Raw genomic sequence first — 18,245 nt, 5'->3', positions numbered from 1 at the left:
GAAGTCTACAGTCCGAACTGCGCGTAGGCGGCGCGCTCTTCCAGTCCGTGCAGGGCGTCGCTCACCAGCTGCCCTCCGAACCGCGCCAGGAAGGGCTTGCGCACGCCATAGCGGCGGAACTTCACCTTCTCGCCAAAGCGCTCCTTCATCATCGGCCCCAGGTGCCCGATCCCGTCGATCAGCCCCAGCTCCGTCGCTTTGCGCGCCAGCCAGACCTCCCCGGTGAAAAGATCACGATCCTCGGGCAGCTTGCCCCCGCGCCGCGCGCTGACATGATCCTTGAAGTTGCTGTGGATATCCTCCAGCAGCTCTTTCAGCCGCTCCACATCCTCGGGCTTCTCGGGCCGGAACGGATCGAGCATGGATTTCGACTCGCCCGCGGTATAGACGCGCCGCTCGATCCCGTTCTTCACCAGAAATTCATGCGCGCCAAAGGAGGCCGAGATCACCCCGATGGAGCCCACGACCGAGCTCTCATCGGCATAGATCTCATCCGCCGCGGCGGCGAGCCAATAGCCACCCGAGGCCGCCACATCCTCGACAAAGGCTATGACGGGGATCTCTTTCTCCTCCGCCAGCCGCCGGATGCGCGCGCCAATGAGCGAAGACTGCACCGGGCTGCCGCCGGGCGAGTTCACCTCGAGCGCCACCGCTTCGGGCTTGCCGCGGGCAAAGGCCTTTTCGATGACGGGGGCGAGGTTCGCGTCATTCAGCGTGGCCCGCCCGGAGGCGGCAATCATCCCCGACAGGCGGATCACGGCGACCGTCGGCTCTGATTTCAAGAAGGGGATCCAGCGTTTCATGTGACCCCATGTAGAATGGCACCCCCCCGCAAACAAGATGGCAGGTGATAAGCTTTTTCGCTGCGGCTTTATTGCCGAATGCGCCAGCCGGTTTTGAAGATCCAGCCGATCACAAGCAGGCAGGCGGCGGTGAAACCGGCGATGGCAAACAAAGAGACGGCAATCGGCACGTCGGCACTGCCAAAGAACGCCCATCGAAAGCCCGAGATCAGATACACCACAGGATTGAAATAGGAGATCGTCTGCCACACCGGCGGCAGCATCGAGATTGAGTAGAACGACCCACCCAGAAACACCAGCGGCGTGACCACCAGCAGCGGCACCAGTTGCAACTGCTCGAAACTGCCCGCCCAAATGCCGATGATGAATCCCAATAGTGCGAAGCTGAGACAGGTGAGCAGCAGGAACGCCACCATCGCCAGCGGGTGCTGGATCGTCACATCGACAAAGAAAAACGCGGTGATCAGAATGATCACGCCAATGAACAGCGCCTTGGTGGCTGCGGCCCCTACATAGCCCGCGACGATTTCCAGAAAACTCACCGGCGCAGAGAGCAGCTCATAGATTGTGCCGATGAACTTCGGAAAATAGATGCCGAAAGACGCATTGGATATCGCCTGCGTGATCACCGACAGCATGATCAGCCCCGGCACGATGAAGGCGCCATAGCTCACGCCCTCAATCTCCTGGATGCGGCTGCCAATGGCCGCGCCAAAGACGACGAAATAAAGAGAGGTGGACAGCACTGGCGAAAGAAAGCTCTGCGCCAGCGTGCGGAAGAACCGCGCCATTTCGAAGACATAGATTGCCCGGATCGCAGACCAGTTCATGCCGCATCTCCCGTTTCGTCCTGCACGAGGCCCACAAAGATGTCTTCCAGACTGCTTTGCCGCGTGACCACATCGCGCAGAACCAGCCCCGTCTCCGAGACATCGCGCAACAGCTTGGTGATGCCCGTGCGCTCCGCCCGGGTGTCGTATGCATAGGTCAGTGTGCACCCGTTGTCGCAAAGCGTCAGATTGTACCGCGCCAGCGCATCGGGCACGGCCTCCAGCGGCTCTGACAACTGCACATCGAGCTGCTTCTGGCCCATGCGCGCCATCAGGCTGGCTTTCTCCTCGATCAGCAGCAGCTCACCCTTGGCAATCACGCCAACCCGATCTGCAATCGCCTCGGCCTCTTCGATGTAGTGGGTCGTCAACACGATGGTCACGCCGTCGGCTTTCAGACCTTCGACAATCTCCCACATGTCCTTGCGCAGCTCCACATCGACACCGGCGGTGGGCTCATCAAGGAACAGCAGCCGCGGCTCATGGCTGAGCGCCTTGGCGATCAGGACCCGGCGTTTCATACCGCCTGAAAGCGCACGGATCTGGTTGTCTTTCTTGTCCCAAAGCGAGAGCTGCCGCAAAATCCGCTCGATGGTCGCATCATCGCGCGGCTTGCCAAACAGCCCGCGCGAGAACTGCACGGTGTTGATGACCTTCTCGAACGGCTCCAGGTTGATCTCTTGCGGCACCAGCCCGATCATCGTCCGCGCCGCGCGAAACTCTGTGAGTATGTCGTGGCCACCCACGATGACCTGACCGGAGGTGGCCCGCGTGATCCCGCAGACAGTTGAAATCAAGGTTGTCTTGCCTGCGCCATTGGGCCCGAGAAGCGCCAGGATCTCGCCCTGCTCGATCTGCAGATCGACACCTTTGAGGGCCTCGAACCCGTCTGCGTAAGACTTACGCAACTGCCTGACATCAAGAATTGGTGTCATCTGATCGACGTCCTCTGCCTGCTCACGCGCACCCTAGGCGGCGATCCATGAAGTTAACAGCGCGCCAGCGCACATACAACGATAAGCTCTGTGCGCCTGTCGGCAAAAGAACCCGGCGGGAAAAGACCGTGGCACAGGCCGACGAGCGCGCCTAAGGTGCCGCTGACAGCTGTCCGCAGGGGCAGCAGGCATTGGGACCATGCATGGCAGCAAAGCGAGCAGAGAAGACCCCGAGGCCGGGCAGCCCGCCTCCGCCAGAGGTCCGCTCCGCGTCGGAGGCGGCCCAACGCGATCAGTTTGTTCTCAAATCCCAGCTGGTGGAGGCGCAATTCGTGCGGCGCGCGCCGGTACTCTTCGTCACATTCGACAACCTTGGCTCGGTGGGTGAATACGACCCGCCGCAACCCTGGCTGCATATGCGGGTGCAAAAGCTTGGATTTTCGATCTTGGGCCTCATCGCGCGCCGCAAAGACTGGTACCGCAACGCCGATACGCCAATGTTGCTGACCTGCCTACAGGAGGCCGGTTTTTTTGAGCAATTCGAGCGGGTTATCTTTACCGGCACCTCCATGGGAGGCTATGCAGCGCTGACCTATTCCCGCTTGGTCCCCGGCGCGGAGGTGGCGATTTTCAGCCCGCAGACGACGCTCAATCAGCAGATTACGCCCTTTGAGGCACGGTTCAAATATGCGCTTCGCAAATGGGACTGGGACAGCCCCGCCTTCCTTGACGCCACCGAGGCTGTGCCCAAGGCCGCGCGGGTTCTGCTCTTTTACGATCCTTTTGTTCCCGAAGATCGCGCGCACGCCCAGCGTTTGCTGCACCCCAACGTCACCCATGTGAAGTGCCGCCATTTCGGGCATCGCGCCTTGCGGCAAGTGAAGGCCTGCGGGGTGCTCGAAGATCTGTTTGGCGCCATCGGCGCTGGGACATTCGAGGCCACCGCCTTTGTGCGCAGCCTGAGCCATCGGCGCAACTTGCGCCCATGGCGCAAGGCGCTGCTCAGCAATGTCACTGCTGCCCGCCATCCGCAACTGGCGAAGGTCGCGCTGGAGAGGTTGCAAGCGCTGGACCCTGACGCGGTCTATCTGGAAAAGGCCCGAACAAGGCTGGAAAAGCTGGACAACCCGCGCGCCGAGCAGCACCAAAAGGCACGCCTCAATGGTCGTATCACGACCGAAAGCCGGGCCATTGTTGTCCCTGAACGGCCACACGATACAGCGCTCGCCTCTGGCGTGCTTTTGGCGGGTGGCCGCTATTGCGCGCAATCCCGCACGTGGATCAGGGCGACGAAATTCACCCCGCCGCCCACACTGTCCAATGAGGAACTCATCGACACGCTCGCCGGTAACCACCTGTTTGCCGGGCACCTCCGGGGGCATTTCGGACATTTTCTTGTGGAATCCACAGCCCGCCTCTGGGCGCTGGCGGCCGTTGAGGGCGAGATCGACAGCGTCCTCTACCTGCCCTATCGCGGGAAGGTCAGAAAGGCACGGCGCGCGCTTAAGGCGCTGTCGCCGTTTTTCGACCAGCTTGAGCTGAGCGTGCCCGTCAAGATTATCGAGCGGCCCACGCAGGTGGAGACATTGCACATCCCTGAACTGGGATTTGGCTGGGGCGAAAGATATGCGGGCACGCCGGACTACCGCCACCTGATGCGAAACCGCTTAGGGCGCCGGGTGAAGGCCGAAGGGGCCGAGCGGCTTTACATCAGCCGCGCCCGGCTGCCGCCGCACCGTGGCGGCGTTCTGGGCGAGCATGTCATCGAAGCCAACCTCGCGCGGCAGGGCTATGAGATTTTCCATCCGGAGCTGCATCCGCTGGAGGTACAGATCGCACGCTACAAGGCCGCGCGGCAGGTCGTGGCTCTAGATGGATCAGCCTTGCATCTGGCAGCCTTTTTCCTGCCGCCCGCGCCACGTGTCTGCTTGATCCTGCGCCGTTCCCGCGCCAATGCGGCCGATTATATTCGTCAGTACGAGGCCTTCTGCGATACGACGCCAGATGTGATTGATGTGATCAGCAAGGATTGGCTGGTGGCCGGGTCCAAACGGGTGGATTTCCGCTCCGTAGGTCAGCTCGACTTTGGCGCGCTGTTCGACCAGCTAAAGGCTTTGCACTACGTGGACCGCAACTTTGCGCCAGACCTGCCGGACGCGCGTGAGATCGAGGCGCTGGAAGAAGATCTCGCGGCACGGGGCAGCCGGGCTGTCGCCCTACCCGCGCCACACGGCTAGGGGCGACTGCGATCAAAGACGGACATGCCGGATCTATGTGGCTCAACTGGCGCTGCAAACCCCAGATCGGCAAGCGCATCAGGCCAACCGGCCACAGCCATCCGCGTGGTCAACAGGATGCGCCGCAACGGCAGGACCAGCGAAGAGGCCACAGCCTGCGGAGTGATCCCGGGCATGTCGAGCAGCAGCGCAGTTGGGGCAAAATCCGCCACCATGGCCGCCAGACCGCGCGCGTCTTTCGAGGGATCGTCGCCCGCAAAAAACAAAGGGCCGTCCACGATCTTGAGCCGGTCACTGGCCAGCCCATGTGCCCGCGCCAAACCACGCCCGACAGCGGCAAGATCCGCACGCGCCTCATGCGCCAGCACCACCACATCGGGCCGTGCGAAGCAGGCCAGTATCGGCAGAAAGCAAACCCCGGATCCAACCACCATGACCCGTGTGTGTCCCTCCAAAAACCCCGGCAGGTGCCGTGCATGGCGCCGATCGAACTTGCCAGCCTGGATATCGTCGAGCGCATGAGGCGTGAATATGCGCGCATCAAGAGGCAGTTCCACACCATGGTTTGGCACCACCTCGCCCGACCACGTGTCATCCACCTCAATCTCACGCGAGACGTAGAACGCGCCCGCGCTGTAGGGATCTGCGACCTCGACCGCAGGCGCATTGCGGCGCTCTGACTTCGGGCGGGCCGCCGCGCGCTGCTCCACCTCGCTCATCTTGGCGGCTATCTTCGCAGGATCGCGCGCTTTGGGCGGGCTTGCATTGACCTGCGCCAGCGGCACTTGCGAGGCCGCCTGCAACCCGGCCTTCAGCGTGGTATAGTCCTCGGTCTGCTTGAAGGCAGCCAGACGCGCCTCGACCTGCGCAAGCGCGTCGTGATGCAACCGGTTGAGCACGGGGTCCTTGAGCAGTTCCGCCGCGATCCGTGCACGCGCCTCCCGGTAGCGCAGGATGCTGGTGTCATGCACCTCGTTGCGGTCCTGCAGCGCCCAGTAGTCTGCGTTGTACTTGTCCTTCTTGAAATTCACGTTGCCGCGAAACTTGCGCACCGCATAGGCGTCGACGGATTTCACCGCATAGTGGTTCATCTGCACCCAGTCATAGCCCACCGTCCGCCGGATCGAGCGCCAGCCGCGGAACTTGAAGTAATCCTCCATCGGCAGGCCCGACCCGTTCAGCCAGCGCACGCGGTCGGGGAAATCGGTCTTGAGCTGCTTGGCCTTGATCTTGGGGCGGTGGATGCCCAGACGCCAACTTTCCGGATCATGCCGGAAGAGCGTCTTCACCCCCCAGCCCTTGTTCCAGAAGGGCGGGGCCGCGTGCTGGTATTGCTCGGTCACAGGCGCGCGGCTCCAGTCCTGCACCCCGCCCGAGCCGAACACCCGCCAGGTGATTACAATGCCATTGGCCCCACCCGCCGCGTCCAGCAGACTGTCGAGTCGGCCATCCCCATAATTGATGCACAAGAACTCATCCGCATCAAAGAGCAGCACCCAATCCGCCTGCTGCACAATCGGCTCGTCCTGCGCGTGCTTGATGGCAGAGGGCTGCGGCTTGCGCCCCTCGGGGATCACATTCCGCCGGTGATGCGCCAGCCCCAGCTCCTCCAGCCGGATCAGCATGTCATCCGTGCCATCCGTGCAATCGTTGGTGTAGACGAGAATATCCGTGAAGCCGACCGCGAGATGATGGGCAACCCATTCAATGAGATAGGGCGCCTCGTCCTTCATCATCGACACAGCCAGCGTCGTGCCATGCGGACTTATGTGTTTTTCAAGCGCGATTGCGGTGGCTCACTGTTCGAGCGCAAGGCTTGGATCGATACCCACCTGGGCGCACATGCGCTCCGCATAAGAGCCTGGCTCCGGCACATGTTTGCGCCACCAGCGCCGCGTGCCGTTGGTGTAAAGATGCACCGACAGCGTCGCATCCGTGAAATGCCCCTCCACCCGCCCGTGCGGGTCGTAGAACACGTCATTCAGCTGGAACGGCACGGGGTAGAGCACATCGCGCGACCGCGCCTGCGCAAAGATCCCCGACACCTTGGCAAAATGCGTGAACGCCTGCGGCCCGAAGGCCGTGCGCTCCGTCGCGTAGATGCGTGCCGCGTGCGACAACCCCGGATCCTGCGCGTCCATCTTCTTGCGCTGGCGTCGGCCCCACCACGCCGGATAGTCCGGCAGATCGTCGTAATAATCGAGCAGCATCCCCAGCACCTCACTGCCCTGTGGCAGACCGACGACCCCGCAATTCAGCGCCCCGCGATAGCTGTGCTCGCCAAAGATGTACCCCTCCTCCTCAGGAAAGGGTTTGTGGCAGAAGGCGTCGCAGTCGATCCAGATCGCCCCTGTCTTCTCAATCATCTTGTAGCGGAACACATTCGACAGGAACGACGCGCTGGTCTTGCTCACAAGTCCCATGTCAATGTCATAGATCTCCGAGGCGGGGCGGCACGCGACCCCTTCAGGCACATTCTCTACCACGTCGGTGCAGTAGAGCGTGGTTGGATGCCCTTCCGCCACATGCGACTTCAGGCAGAGCTGGTTGAGGTAGTGCAGCCGCGTGCCGATCCAGAGTGACGCCACCGGTCTGCGGTTCAATTCGGGCATGGGCGGGCCTGTTCACTCTGATCTTGTTGCGCTTCGGTGAGCGATACTACACTCGCGCGCAACAACAAAGTTCTCGTTGATCAACGGCTGTGATCTCGACTGGCCGCTCAGATGGCCAGGTTTGCGCGCCGTTCGGATTTCTGAAACATGAAGGGGCAGCGCGCCCGCCCAGATCGGACCCCGACGATGACAGACCAGCCCCCGGAGATCATTGCAGATTATCATGGCATCGAGGTGCCCGCAGCGCCGCATTTCGGGCCCAAGATGATCCGCGCGATGCAGGATGGGCGCTATGAGGGCAAGGAGGTCAAGGCCAGCTTTGCGGCCATCACACCCGGCGCGCGCATCTTTGAGATGGGCGCAGGCTCCGGCATCGTGGGTGCCGTGATCGCACGGAACTGTGCGCCTGAGCGGGTGCTCGCCATCGAGGCCAACCCGGAGTTGATCCCACATATCCGGAGCCTTTACACCCACAATGATCTCTCCGACATCATCGCGGTGCGCCACGCGGTGGTGCTGTCGCAGCCGAATGCGCCGAAGGAGGTAGACTTCTTCCTGCGCGGGAACTTCCTTGGCTCGGCCCTGACTGTCCTGAAAAAGCCCGAGAAGGCCCGGCGTGTTCAGGTCCCTGTTCTGCCCTACGGAGCGCTCAAAGCGGGTTTCCCACATGATGTGATCGTGATGGACATCGAAGGGGCCGAGTTGGAATTCCTGCGCCATGCCGACCTTGGCGGCATAAACACGCTGATTTTCGAGGTGCATCGCCAGGTCTATGGTCGGGATGGGCTTCAGGAGATCAACGCAGGGCTGACCGACAAGGGGTTTGGCCTTGACCGGGAAAGCTCCCAACCCGGTGTGCGGGTCTATCAACGCCGATCCGGGAACTAGGCCAGGACACTGCAGAGACGTCACGCAGCCGCGCTCGGCGCCTCAAGGCCGGACAGGTCAATTCTGGGGTGGTCGTGCAGCAGTTGTCGCACCCGCGCACAGCACCGCTCGCCCGCCCAGTCCTGCGGGAACACATGCGCAGGCAGCGCGCGCACCTTCAGCACAATCCGGCGCCAGCCATGAACAACCAGAATGCGCAGGACCGCGACTCCAGTGGCGATACCGCCGCGCGCGCCGACAGAACCTCGCTACAGGCATCCAGGAGATCTGCGAAAATCGCCGCATGGCGCAGCATGTCCGGCAGGCAAACCTTGTCCGCCATCCAGTCAGGCAATGGGCTGTCGGGCTCCAACCGGCCCTTCGGAGGGTTCAACAAAGAGGCCGACGGCAAAGCTGATCAACAGATAGCCGTGAACCGCGCAAAGATTTCGATATCTTCGAGTGTGACCTCGCGGGACGGGCTGCGCAGAGTCTCGCCGATGGCCAGCGTGTCAAAGCTGCGGGTGAAAGGATGCGGGTCCTGTTTGATCTAAGCTGCACCCGGCACCCGTCGGCCGGTCACACCTGTGAGAATGTCCGGGCTGCCCTGCACCGCGGTGCGCTGCATGGAGTGCATCACGCCGCGTACACCGCCCATCTCTTCGCCGCCGCCCGCGTGGCCCGGCCCACCACGCACCATATGCGGCAAGGGCGACCCCTGCCCGGTGCTTTCACCCATGGAATCGCGGTTGTTGAAATAGAGCCACCCGTGAAAGGCACCTGCGTCGAGCGCCACCTCCGGATCATGGGTCAAGACGGAGGCCACTGGCGAGCCTTGCCCGCGGTTCACCAGCGCGATCGCATGGTCGAGGTCGCGGTAGCCCATGAGAGTTGAGACCGGACCAAAGGCTTCGGTGTCGCGCACACGGGTGGCGCTATCGGGGGCCGCGCAGTAAGAGAGCATCGGCGGCAGGAAGGCGCCCTGATCTGCGCTGACCCCAACGACGTCAAAATCGTCCGGATTGCCAAAGACGCGTTCTGCTTCGGTCGCAATAACCTGCGCTTTTTCGAGCACATCCCGCTTCTGGGCATTGGAGACCAGAGACCCCATGCGCGTTCCCTCGGATCGCAGGTCGCCAATCACCGTCTTGGCGAGGCTGCGCGAGAACGTGTCCGTCACCGCCTCAACCTGCGCCTCTGGGATCAGGATGCGGCGGATGGCGGTGCATTTCTGCCCGGCTTTTGCAGTCATTTCGCGCCGCACTTTTTTGATGAAAAGCTCAAACTCAGGCATGCCAGGAACGGCATCCGGGCCGAGGATCGAGGCGCTCAGACTGTCCTGCTCGGCAATGAAGCCGATCGCGTTTCGCATCTGATGCGGGGCGGAGCGCAGTTTCGGCGCCGTGTCGGCAGAGTCGGTGAAACTGACCACATCCTGATCGGTCAGGTGGTCGAGCATGTCGCCCAAGCCTCCCGCGACCAGCTGCAGCGCACCTTCGGGCAGAAGGCCGCTCGCCAGCAGGATCTGCACCGCGCGTTCGGTCACATAGCAGGTGGCGGTGGCCGGTTTCACGATGGTGGGCACACCGGCCAGCAGCGTCGGCGCGAGCTTTTCCAACATGCTTCAGACCGGGAAGTTGAAGGCGTTGATATGCACCGCGACCCCGCGCAGCGGCGTGCAGATGTGCTGGCCGAGGAAGGCGCTCTTGCGCAGGTTCGCCCCACCCACGTTCCGCGCGTGAGCGAGCATCGCCTGCACGTCGAGCGCCTCGTTCCCCACCCGCGCCATCGCCGCGCCGGTGACCGCATTCTCGATCATGCGCGCGCTGTCATCCGGGGCGATCTATTGCCCTGCGGCAAAGCTCTTTACGTCGATCAGGGTCATCGCGGCCTCCGGCTGGGGGTGATTGGAACATTTATTGACCAACCGATCGGTTTATACAAGATGCTTCGGCAAGGGACTGGGACAGGACAGATGACACTCACTCCGAAAGAGCGCGCCGCGCGGGCGGCGCAGGCGATGTGGTCACCGGATCGCGCCTCGCAGTGGCTGGGGATGGAGCTGGCCGAGGTCGATGAAGGCGCTGCAACTCTGCGGCTGACCGTAGAGCCGCATCACTGCAACGGGCACGGGATGTGTCACGGCGGGATCACCTTTGCACTGGCCGACAGCGCCTTTGCCTTCGCCTGCAACAGCCGGAATGCGGCCACGGTCGCGCAGCAGAACAACATCACCTATGTGGCTCCGGCGCGCGAAGGCGACACTCTGACCGCCCGCGCGCAGGAACGCGCGCTCAATGGGCGCAGCGGCGCCTATGACGTGCAGGTCCCAACCAGACCGGTGCCGTGATCGCCGAGTTTCGCGGCTTGTCGCGGCAGGTCAAGGGCCAGCTCTTCGAAGACCCCGTGGAGGAGACATCGTGAAAGACCTCAGCCCCCGGCCCGGCGAGCTCGACCCGATCGAGACCGCCTCGGTCGATGAGATCCGCGCCTTGCAGCTCGACCGGATGAAATGGTCGCTGCGCCACGCCTATGAAAATGTTCCGATGTATCGCGCGCGCTTTGAGGCAACAGGGGTACATCCCGATGACCTCAAGGACCTCGCCGACCTCGCGCGCTTTCCATTCACCCAGAAGGACGATCTGCGGGCGAATTACCCGTTTGGGATGTTTGCTGTGCCGCGTGAGCAGATCGTACGTGTGCATGCCTCTTCGGGCACTACGGGCAAGCCGACGGTGGTGGGCTATACGGCCAAGGACATCGACACCTGGGCTACGGTCATGGCGCGGTCGCTGCGTGCGTCCGGCCTGCGCGCAGGTGACATCGTGCACAACGCTTACGGATACGGGCTCTTCACCGGCGGGCTTGGCGCGCACTACGGGATCGAGAAGCTGGGCGCGATGGTGGTGCCCATGAGCGGCGGGCAGACTGAGAAACAGATCAGCCTGATCACCGATTTCGCGCCCAAGGGCATCCTCGTCACGCCCTCCTACATGCTGAACATCCTTGAGGCCTACCGCGCCGCAGGGCGGGACCCGCGCGAGACGTCCCTGCAGGTGGGCGTCTTCGGCGCCGAGCCCTGGACCAACGCGCTGCGCCGCGAGGTGGAAGAGGCTTTCGACATGCACGCGGTCGATATCTACGGGCTTTCCGAGATCATCGGGCCAGGTGTGGCCAATGAATGCGTCGAGACCAAAGACGGGCTGCACATCTGGGAGGATCATTTCTACCCCGAGGTAATCGACCAGGAGACTGGCGAGGTGCTGGACGACGGTCAGGAGGGCGAGCTCGTCTTCACCACGCTCACCAAGGAGGGCATGCCGATGATCCGCTACCGCACGCGGGACCTCACGCGGCTGCATGCCGGGTCCGCGCGCTCCATGCGGCGGATGGACAAGATCACCGGGCGCTCGGACGACATGATCATCCTGCGCGGCGTCAATGTCTTTCCGACGCAGATCGAGGAGCAGGTTCTGGCCACCGAGGGCCTCGCGCCGCATTTTCAGATCGAGTTGGTCAAGGACGGGCCGATGGATGCGATGCGGGTGCTGGTTGAGGCGGATCAAGGCGGCGCTGACGTCGGGCCCGCCCTGCGCAAACGCATCAAGGATGTGGTTGGTGTTTCGACGGATGTGGTTGTGGGCGCGCCGGGCTCGGTCGCGCGGTCGCAGGGCAAGGCCGTCCGCGTGATCGATAAGCGCGGAGGCTGAGCGCGTGGCCCGCACCATCGCAAAGGATCACGACCAGAAGCGCACACATATTCTGAAGACCGCGGCGCGTGTCTTTGCGGATGCCGGATTTGCGCGCGCGTCCATGTCGCAGATCGCTGCGGCCTGCGGGATCTCGAAGGCGAATATCTATCATTACTATGGCAGTAAGGACGCGCTGCTCTTCGACATTCTCGACACTTATTTGTCCGAGTTGCGTGACCGGCTCTGCGGTCTTGAGATTTCGGATGCGGCGCCCGAGGGCCGTTTGGAGCACTTCGTTCGGGAGGCGTTGCTGGCCTACGAGGGGATGGACGCGGAGCACAAGATACAGTCGGAGGGGCTGCCCTTGCTGTCGGCGGAGCAGCAGGAGGTGCTGAAGACCTATCAGCGCGAGATGGTGCGGCATTTGTCGGAGACATTGCACGAGATCGCCCCGGACGCCTTTGACGGCGACGCGCGGCGGCTGCGGAGCGCCACCATGTCGGTATTCGGGATGATCAACTGGTTTTACATGTGGAACCCGGGCGCCGACACAGAGGCGCGGGAGGACTACGCACGACTTGTGGCCACGATGTCGGTCAGCGGGGTGCAGGGGCTGTCGTCTTAGAATGGTCTGGGGCACGACGTCGCTTTAGCTCACTTGTCATTTTAGGTGCACGCGACTGAGATCCACCGCCCGGCTGCGAAGCCGGGCATCGGTCGTCATTGTCGTGCCATTGGTCCGAGCAACAATGGCGACACCTCCCCCCGGAAGGCGATTTAGACCTTTGGCATAAGCACGAAGTCAATTCTCTTTGTGATGTCGGAGGCCGCCTGACTGGTGCAAACGCCCTCCAGGTCGGGCGATGCCCTCAACGCACTACACCTACGCTAGAGCAGATAATTAGTGCTGGTCGTAATCCACCACCAACCTGTCACTGACAGGAAACGACTGGCACGAGAGGATAAACCCGCGCTCGACCTCATAGTCCTCCAGCGCGTGGTTCGCGACCATCTCCACCTCGCCTTCGATCACCTTGCACTTGCAGGTCGAGCAGACCCCGGCCTTGCAGGCGTGCGGCGCGTCGAGCGCATTGGCAAGTGCGGCTTCCAGCACCGTCGTCTCGCGGTCCATGTCGAACGTCAGCGTCGCCCCGTCGAGCGTGACCTGCGCGCGCGTGGGCTTCTGCTGCGCCTCGGACTCCACCGCCCCGGCCTTGCGGGTCAGCCGCCCAGGCTGGGCGCTCTTGAAGAGCTCAAACTTGATCTGATCCTTTGTCAGCCCATGCTCCTTCAGCGCTGCCGAAATGCCGAGCATCATAGGCTCCGGCCCGCAGATGAAGGCGGTATCGACCGAGGCGATATCAATCCAGTGCTCAAAGAGGGCTGCGCATTTCTCTGCGTCGATGCGGCCGCGGAACAGCTCGATCTCCTGCGCATCCGATTCCAGCACATGGATCACGCTCAGTCGCCCCATATAGCGGTTCTTCAGATCCTCAAGCTCCTCGCGGAACATGATCGTGCTGACCCCGCGGTTGGCATAGACCAGTGTGAAGCGCGACTTGGGCTCCTCGGCGAGCACGGTTTTCAGGATCGAGAGCACCGGCGTGATGCCTGAGCCGCCAGCAAAGCCAAGGTACGTTTTCGCCTCATCTGGCTCAAGCGCAGCGTGGAATTTGCCCATGGGCTCCATCGCCTCGACCACCATGCCCGGTTGCAGCGCGTCATTGGCCCAGTTCGAGAAGGCGCCGCCCTCGACCTTCTTGATGCCGACCTGCAGCACGCCGTCATTGCGGCCCGAGCAGATCGAGTAGGAGCGCCGCACCTCGGTGCCGTCGAAGTCACGCCGGAAGGTCAGGTATTGCCCTTGCACGAAGTCGAAATTGCCCCCGTTGCGCGGCGCCAGCGTGACCACGACTGCATCGCGAATGGTCTTGCGCACCTCGGTGACGGTGAGTTCGTGAAAACGGGCCATGGGCGATCTCCGGTCCGGGGTCAGGCGTGGCGGAAGAGCTTGGACGTGATGCGCCAGGTGCCATCACTGAGCTGCGCCAGGTGGAAGTGGTTGGTGAAATCGAGGCCCAGGAGGTTCTGCTCGGTCGTCGTCGCGCGCGCGATCTTCCCGGTCGCGGAGAGGTCGGTTGTGTGCGAGCTGTAGTCCGCGGCGACCTCACTGGCTTCAAGCGCCTGAAAAAACGGCTCCGGGCTGCCGTTCAGGAAGTCCTCGCCAAGATAGCCGGTCATCACCGCGTCCTCGTGGAAGATGGACTTCAGAAGGGCGATATCGCGGGTCGCAGTGCCGGTCGCATAGGCCTCGACCACGGCCTCGGGGCTGGCGGTTGCATCACTCATGGGCGGGGTCCTTGCTCAAATGCATTTGAAATAGTCGAAGGGCTCAAGGCAGTCGGCGCAGCGCCACTGCGCCTTGCAGGGGGTGGAGCCGTATTGGCTGATCCGGGTGACGTTGTCTGAGCTGCAATGCGGGCAGCGGTCCGGCCCGCCGGCGGGCGATGGGGGCGCGATGCCGTAGTCTTGCAGCCGCGCGCGGCCCTTCTCGCTCAGCCAGTCGGTGGTCCAGGGCGGGGCGATCTGGGTTGTGATGCGCACGTCCTGGAGGCCGCGATCGCGCAGCGCCGTCTCGATGTCCATCGAGATCACACGGGTGGCCGGGCAGCCGGAATAGGTGGGCGTGACAGAGACCTCCAGCGTGTCGCCCTGCCAGCGGATGCCGCGCACGATGCCGAGATCAACCACCGAGATCACCGGAATCTCAGGGTCCGGGACGGCATCGAGCCACGCCATGATCTGATCGGGTGAGGGCCGAACCGGGAGATCCCGGCGCGGGGGCCGGGATGCGGTGCGAGGGGTGTCGTCGGGCACCGCGGCGTCCCGGACTTGACCCGGGACCTCCCCCACCCCTCCGCCGGGCCTTACCACGCGGCCCCCGGATAGGCGCGCTGGAGCCATTGCATCTGTGTCAGCATATGGCCCAGGTGCTCGGAATGGCGAAAGCCCGTCTTACCGCCTTGATGCGCAAAATCGCCCTCGTGCCGGGAGAGCGTCGCCTTGGCCAGCACCTCCGCGAGGGCCGCGTCGTAAGGTGCGCGCAGGCTGGCCGGGTCCGGCACAATGCCCCGCGTGGCCATCTCGGCGTCGATCTCGTCAGAGACGAACATCTCGCCCACGTAGGGAGAGAGCCAGTCGAGCGCGGCTTGCATCCGCCCGTGGCTCTCCTCGGTCCCGTCTCCGAGGCCGATCACCGTCTCGGCAGAGCGCTCCACGTGGTAGCCGACCTCTTTCACAGCCTTCGCGGCAATCCCTGCAATCCGGTCGTCGGCGCTGTCTTGCAGCGCCCGCAGAAGCAGCAGGTGGAACTGGTCAAAGAGATACTGCCGCATGATGGTCTGGCCGAAATCGCCATTCGGCTGCTCCACCAGCAGCAGGTTGCGGAAGTCCCAAACGTCGCGCAGCATCGCGAGGTCATCGGCACTACGCCCCTGCCCTTCGACATCAGCCGCGAGGCCCAGCCACATCTGGGTCTGACCAATCAGGTCCAAGGCAGTGTTGGCCAGCGCAATGTCCTCCTCCAGCACGGGCGCGTGGCCACACCACTCACTGACCCGGTGGCCAAGCACCAGGGTGTTGTCTCCCATCCGTAGAAGGAAGGTGAAGAGGGCCTCGTCAAGCTGCGCAGCGGTTGAAGATGCGGGCGTCGCCATCACATCGCCCCCACGTCCTTGGGAATGTCAAAGAAGGTCGGGTGGCGGTAGACCTTGCTCTCGGACGGCTCGTAGAGGGGGCCTTTGTCGGACGGCGACGAGGCTGTGATCTGCGTGGCTTCAACCACCCAGATGCTCACGCCCTCGTTGCGGCGGGTGTAGACGTCGCGCGCGTTCTTGATCGCCATTTCCGCATCGGGGGCGTGTAGCGAGCCCACATGCCGGTGGCTGAGCCCGTGCTGGCCGCGAATGAAGACCTCCCAGAGGGGCCATTCTGTCTTTGCATCACTCATTCCGCAGCCACCTTTGCAGCTTTCTTCTTCGCGGCATGGGCCATTAGCCCCTCGCGCACCCAGGCGTTGTCGTCCCAGGCGGCATTGCGCGCGCGCATCCGCTCGGCGTTGCAGGGGCCGTTGCCTTTGAGCACGCCGTGGAACTCAGACCAGTCGGGTTCGGCGAAGTCGTAACCGCCCTTCTCGTCGTTCCATGCAAGCGTTTCATCCGGCACGGTCAACCCAAGGTATTCGGCCTGCGGCACGGTCTGGTCGACGAACTTCTGGCGCAGTTCGTCATTGGTGTTCATCTTGATGCGCCATTTCATCGACTGCGAGGAATGCACCGAGTCCTTATCGGACGGCCCGAACATCATCAGCGAGGGGTACCAGAAGCGGTTGAGCGCATCCTGCGCCATGCGGCGCTGCGCCTCGGTGCCGCCCGCCATCTTCATCATGATATCGAAGCCCTGCCGCTGGTGGAACGACTCTTCCTTGCAGATGCGGACCATCGCGCGGGAATAGGGACCATAAGATGTGCGCTGCAGCGGCACCTGGTTCATGATCGCCGCCCCATCGACCAGCCAGCCAACGGCACCCATGTCGGCCCAGGTGAGCGTCGGGTAATTGAAGATCGAGCTGTATTTCATGCGACCGTCGAGCAGCATCTCGGTCAGCTCATCGCGGCTGACGCCCAGCGTCTCAGCCGCGCAATAGAGGTAGAGCCCGTGCCCCGCCTCATCCTGGACCTTGGCGAGCAGGATCGCTTTGCGTTCCAAGGTTGGCGCGCGGGTGATCCAGTTGCCCTCGGGCAGTTGACCCACGATCTCGGAATGCGCGTGCTGGCCGATCTGACGAATGAGCGTCTTGCGGTAACCCTCGGGCATCCAGTCCTTCGGCTCGATCTTCTCCCCCGCGTCGATGCGCGCCTGAAAGGCGGCGAGCTTTTCTGGGTCGTCCTGGGTCGCTTCGGATTTGACCATCTGTGCGTACATATCTTCAGACCCTTTCCAAAATCAGTGCAGTGCCCTGACCAACACCCACGCACATGGTGCAGAGCGCATAGCGGCCTTGGCCGCGTTTCAGTTGATGTGCGGCGGTCATCACGAGCCGCGCGCCGGTCATGCCAAGTGGATGACCCATGGCAATGGCGCCGCCTTGCGGGTTCACGCGCGGGTCATCATCCGCAACGCCAAGCTGGCGCAACGTAGCCAGGCCCTGGCTCGCGAAGGCCTCGTTCAACTCGATAATGTCCATCTGATCGATGCTAAGACCGGTGTGCGCCAGAACCTTTTTGGATGCGGGTGCCGGGCCAATGCCCATCACACGGGGTGCGACGCCGGCTGAGGCCATGGCGACAACACGCGCAATTGGTGTCAGACCATTGGTGCTGGCCGCGTCTTCGCTCGCAATCAGCAAGGCCGCCGCGCCATCATTCACACCGCTCGCATTGCCTGCCGTAACCGTCAGGTCGGGCCCGTTCACGCCCCTCAGCTTGCCAAGCTTCTCGACATCCGTACCGGGGCGGGGGTGCTCGTCGGTGGTCACGACAATCGGATCGCCTTTGCGCTGCGGAACATGGACGGGGACAATTTCGTCGGCAAAAAGATCGGCACTTTGCGCCGCCGCCCAACGGCGCTGAGACCGGACCGCAAAGGCATCCTGGTCAGCGCGGGAAATCTGATAGTCTTTTGCGACATTGTCGGCCGTCTCGGGCATCGAGTCGACGCCGTATGTCGCCTTCATCTTCGGGTTCACGAACCGCCAGCCGATGGTGGTGTCATAGACCGCGTTGGCGCGGGCAAAGGCCGCCTCCGCCTTCGGCATCACAAAGGGCGCGCGGCTCATGCTTTCGACGCCACCGGCAATCGTCAGGTCATAGTCCCCCGCCTTGATCCCGCGCGCGGCAAATCCAACCGCATCCATGCCCGAGGCGCAGAGCCGGTTGACTGTGGTGCCTGGCACGCTTTCCGGCAAGCCTGCCAGCAAAGCCGCCATGCGCGCCACGTTGCGATTGTCTTCCCCCGCCTGATTGGCGTCGCCAAAAATCACCTCGTCGACTTGTTCCCAATCGACGTCAGGGTTGCGGGCCATCAAGGCTTCAATCGGGAGTGCTGCAAGGTCATCGGCCCGAACCCCAGACAAGGCTCCGCCATAGCGCCCAATCGGGGTTCGTACCCCGTCACAGATCAGGGCATCATTCACGGTGCCACCAGTTTTTCATCAACCATGCGGTTGGTTCTATCGCAAAACGCCGCGCCACTCAACAAGTAAGTTACGC

General features: G+C 63.0%; 17 protein-coding genes and 2 pseudogenes. 5 read left to right on the top strand and 14 right to left on the bottom strand.

Going from position 1 to position 18,245, the window contains the following annotated elements; all coding sequences use genetic code 11:
* Positions 1–5: 5 nt before the first annotated feature.
* The 3 genes from So717_RS12465 to So717_RS12455 form a co-directional block, all read right to left on the bottom strand.
* Positions 6–803 carry a S49 family peptidase gene (locus So717_RS12465; RefSeq protein WP_159977728.1) on the bottom strand — a complete coding sequence of 266 codons (798 nt, stop codon included), beginning with the start codon at positions 801–803 and terminating at the stop codon, positions 6–8.
* 68 nt (positions 804–871) lie between these two features.
* Complete coding sequence (locus tag So717_RS12460; RefSeq protein WP_159977726.1) at positions 872–1,633, bottom strand: ABC transporter permease; 762 nt, start codon at positions 1,631–1,633, stop codon at positions 872–874.
* Positions 1,630–2,568, bottom strand: coding sequence for an ABC transporter ATP-binding protein (locus tag So717_RS12455; protein ID WP_159977724.1), 939 nt, complete (start codon positions 2,566–2,568; stop codon positions 1,630–1,632). The genes So717_RS12460 and So717_RS12455 overlap by 4 nt, the downstream gene beginning before the upstream one ends.
* A 203-nt stretch (positions 2,569–2,771) precedes the next feature.
* On the opposite strand from So717_RS12455, the gene So717_RS12450 reads away from it, so the two are divergent.
* Entirely contained in the window at positions 2,772–4,805 is a 2,034-nt protein-coding gene (locus So717_RS12450) for a glycosyltransferase family 61 protein (RefSeq protein ID WP_159977722.1), read from the top strand.
* Here the strand turns inward: So717_RS12450 and So717_RS12445 are convergent.
* A complete protein-coding gene (locus So717_RS12445; protein WP_159977720.1) occupies positions 4,802–6,541 on the bottom strand; it encodes a glycosyltransferase family 2 protein in 1,740 nt (579 codons plus the stop codon). The genes So717_RS12450 and So717_RS12445 overlap by 4 nt on opposite strands.
* A gap of 60 nt (positions 6,542–6,601) precedes the next feature.
* Positions 6,602–7,417 (bottom strand): glycosyltransferase family 32 protein, encoded by an 816-nt coding sequence (locus So717_RS12440; RefSeq protein WP_238840883.1) that lies wholly within the window; start codon positions 7,415–7,417, stop codon positions 6,602–6,604.
* A 186-nt stretch (positions 7,418–7,603) separates the two neighbouring features.
* Here So717_RS12440 and So717_RS12435 point away from each other — a divergent pair, with 186 nt between their 5' ends.
* Positions 7,604–8,305 carry an FkbM family methyltransferase gene (locus So717_RS12435; RefSeq protein ID WP_159977718.1) on the top strand — a complete coding sequence of 234 codons (702 nt, stop codon included), beginning with the start codon at positions 7,604–7,606 and terminating at the stop codon, positions 8,303–8,305.
* Positions 8,306–8,325: 20 nt separating this feature from the next.
* On the opposite strand, the gene So717_RS22655 is transcribed toward So717_RS12435, so the two are convergent.
* Both So717_RS22655 and So717_RS12425 read right to left on the bottom strand, forming a co-directional pair.
* A complete protein-coding gene (locus tag So717_RS22655) occupies positions 8,326–8,460 on the bottom strand; it encodes a hypothetical protein (RefSeq protein WP_368854957.1) in 135 nt (44 codons plus the stop codon).
* 195 nt (positions 8,461–8,655) lie between these two features.
* Positions 8,656–10,103, bottom strand: a pseudogene (locus So717_RS12425) (aldehyde dehydrogenase family protein); the annotation flags it as partial.
* Positions 10,104–10,259: 156 nt separating this feature from the next.
* On the opposite strand from So717_RS12425, the pseudogene paaI reads away from it, so the two are divergent.
* From paaI to So717_RS12410, 3 genes and pseudogenes are all read left to right on the top strand, one after another.
* Positions 10,260–10,708, top strand: a pseudogene (paaI, locus tag So717_RS12420) (hydroxyphenylacetyl-CoA thioesterase PaaI).
* Positions 10,705–11,994: a phenylacetate--CoA ligase PaaK gene (gene paaK / locus So717_RS12415; protein WP_159977714.1), complete on the top strand. Its 1,290-nt coding sequence runs from the start codon at positions 10,705–10,707 to the stop codon at positions 11,992–11,994. The pseudogene paaI and the gene paaK overlap by 4 nt, the downstream one beginning before the upstream one ends.
* Before the next feature lie 4 nt (positions 11,995–11,998).
* The gene (locus tag So717_RS12410; protein WP_159977712.1) at positions 11,999–12,601 is read left to right on the top strand and encodes a TetR/AcrR family transcriptional regulator; all 603 of its coding nucleotides are present in this window, start codon (positions 11,999–12,001) and stop codon (positions 12,599–12,601) included.
* 276 nt (positions 12,602–12,877) lie between these two features.
* Here the strand turns inward: So717_RS12410 and So717_RS12405 are convergent, their stop codons facing one another.
* The 7 genes from So717_RS12405 to pcaF all read right to left on the bottom strand — a co-directional run bounded on the left by So717_RS12405 (position 12,878) and on the right by pcaF (position 18,169).
* On the bottom strand, positions 12,878–13,948 hold the full coding sequence (locus tag So717_RS12405) for a 2Fe-2S iron-sulfur cluster-binding protein (RefSeq protein WP_159977710.1): 1,071 nt from the start codon (positions 13,946–13,948) through the stop codon (positions 12,878–12,880).
* Between the two features lie 20 nt (positions 13,949–13,968).
* Positions 13,969–14,325, bottom strand: coding sequence for a nuclear transport factor 2 family protein (locus tag So717_RS12400; RefSeq protein ID WP_159977708.1), 357 nt, complete (start codon positions 14,323–14,325; stop codon positions 13,969–13,971).
* Between the two features lie 15 nt (positions 14,326–14,340).
* A complete protein-coding gene (gene paaD / locus So717_RS12395; RefSeq protein WP_159977971.1) occupies positions 14,341–14,775 on the bottom strand; it encodes a 1,2-phenylacetyl-CoA epoxidase subunit PaaD in 435 nt (144 codons plus the stop codon).
* 128 nt (positions 14,776–14,903) lie between these two features.
* Positions 14,904–15,692 carry a 1,2-phenylacetyl-CoA epoxidase subunit PaaC gene (paaC, locus tag So717_RS12390; protein WP_159977706.1) on the bottom strand — a complete coding sequence of 263 codons (789 nt, stop codon included), beginning with the start codon at positions 15,690–15,692 and terminating at the stop codon, positions 14,904–14,906.
* Positions 15,692–15,985 (bottom strand): 1,2-phenylacetyl-CoA epoxidase subunit PaaB, encoded by a 294-nt coding sequence (paaB, locus tag So717_RS12385; protein ID WP_159977704.1) that lies wholly within the window; start codon positions 15,983–15,985, stop codon positions 15,692–15,694. Before paaB ends, paaC begins: the two co-directional genes overlap by 1 nt.
* Positions 15,982–16,959 (bottom strand): 1,2-phenylacetyl-CoA epoxidase subunit PaaA, encoded by a 978-nt coding sequence (paaA, locus tag So717_RS12380; protein WP_159977702.1) that lies wholly within the window; start codon positions 16,957–16,959, stop codon positions 15,982–15,984. Before paaA ends, paaB begins: the two co-directional genes overlap by 4 nt.
* A gap of 4 nt (positions 16,960–16,963) precedes the next feature.
* On the bottom strand, positions 16,964–18,169 hold the full coding sequence (pcaF, locus tag So717_RS12375) for a 3-oxoadipyl-CoA thiolase (protein ID WP_159977700.1): 1,206 nt from the start codon (positions 18,167–18,169) through the stop codon (positions 16,964–16,966).
* Positions 18,170–18,245 lie beyond the last annotated feature (76 nt).

The sequence above is a fragment of the Roseobacter cerasinus genome (assembly GCF_009811755.1).
Lineage (GTDB): Bacteria > Pseudomonadota > Alphaproteobacteria > Rhodobacterales > Rhodobacteraceae > Roseobacter > Roseobacter cerasinus.
Note: the sequence above shows the minus strand (reverse complement) of the source record. Positions and strands in the feature narration are given on the sequence as shown.

Excerpts from the sequence above, each read along its gene's own strand:
- paaD (WP_159977971.1), bottom strand. The coding sequence starts at position 14,775 with ATGGCGTGGCTCGATGCCGTCCCGGACCCTGAGATTCCGGTGATCTCG.
- So717_RS12465 (WP_159977728.1), bottom strand. The coding sequence starts at position 803 with ATGAAACGCTGGATCCCCTTCTTGAAATCAGAGCCGACGGTCGCCGTG.
- paaA (WP_159977702.1), bottom strand. The coding sequence starts at position 16,959 with ATGTACGCACAGATGGTCAAATCCGAAGCGACCCAGGACGACCCAGAA.
- So717_RS12455 (WP_159977724.1), bottom strand. The coding sequence starts at position 2,568 with ATGACACCAATTCTTGATGTCAGGCAGTTGCGTAAGTCTTACGCAGAC.
- paaC (WP_159977706.1), bottom strand. The coding sequence starts at position 15,692 with ATGGCGACGCCCGCATCTTCAACCGCTGCGCAGCTTGACGAGGCCCTC.
- So717_RS12440 (WP_238840883.1), bottom strand. The coding sequence starts at position 7,417 with ATGCCCGAATTGAACCGCAGACCGGTGGCGTCACTCTGGATCGGCACG.
- So717_RS12460 (WP_159977726.1), bottom strand. The coding sequence starts at position 1,633 with ATGAACTGGTCTGCGATCCGGGCAATCTATGTCTTCGAAATGGCGCGG.
- So717_RS12405 (WP_159977710.1), bottom strand. The coding sequence starts at position 13,948 with ATGGCCCGTTTTCACGAACTCACCGTCACCGAGGTGCGCAAGACCATT.
- paaB (WP_159977704.1), bottom strand. The coding sequence starts at position 15,985 with ATGAGTGATGCAAAGACAGAATGGCCCCTCTGGGAGGTCTTCATTCGC.
- So717_RS12400 (WP_159977708.1), bottom strand. The coding sequence starts at position 14,325 with ATGAGTGATGCAACCGCCAGCCCCGAGGCCGTGGTCGAGGCCTATGCG.
- So717_RS12450 (WP_159977722.1), top strand. The coding sequence starts at position 2,772 with ATGGCAGCAAAGCGAGCAGAGAAGACCCCGAGGCCGGGCAGCCCGCCT.
- So717_RS12445 (WP_159977720.1), bottom strand. The coding sequence starts at position 6,541 with ATGATGAAGGACGAGGCGCCCTATCTCATTGAATGGGTTGCCCATCAT.
- So717_RS12435 (WP_159977718.1), top strand. The coding sequence starts at position 7,604 with ATGACAGACCAGCCCCCGGAGATCATTGCAGATTATCATGGCATCGAG.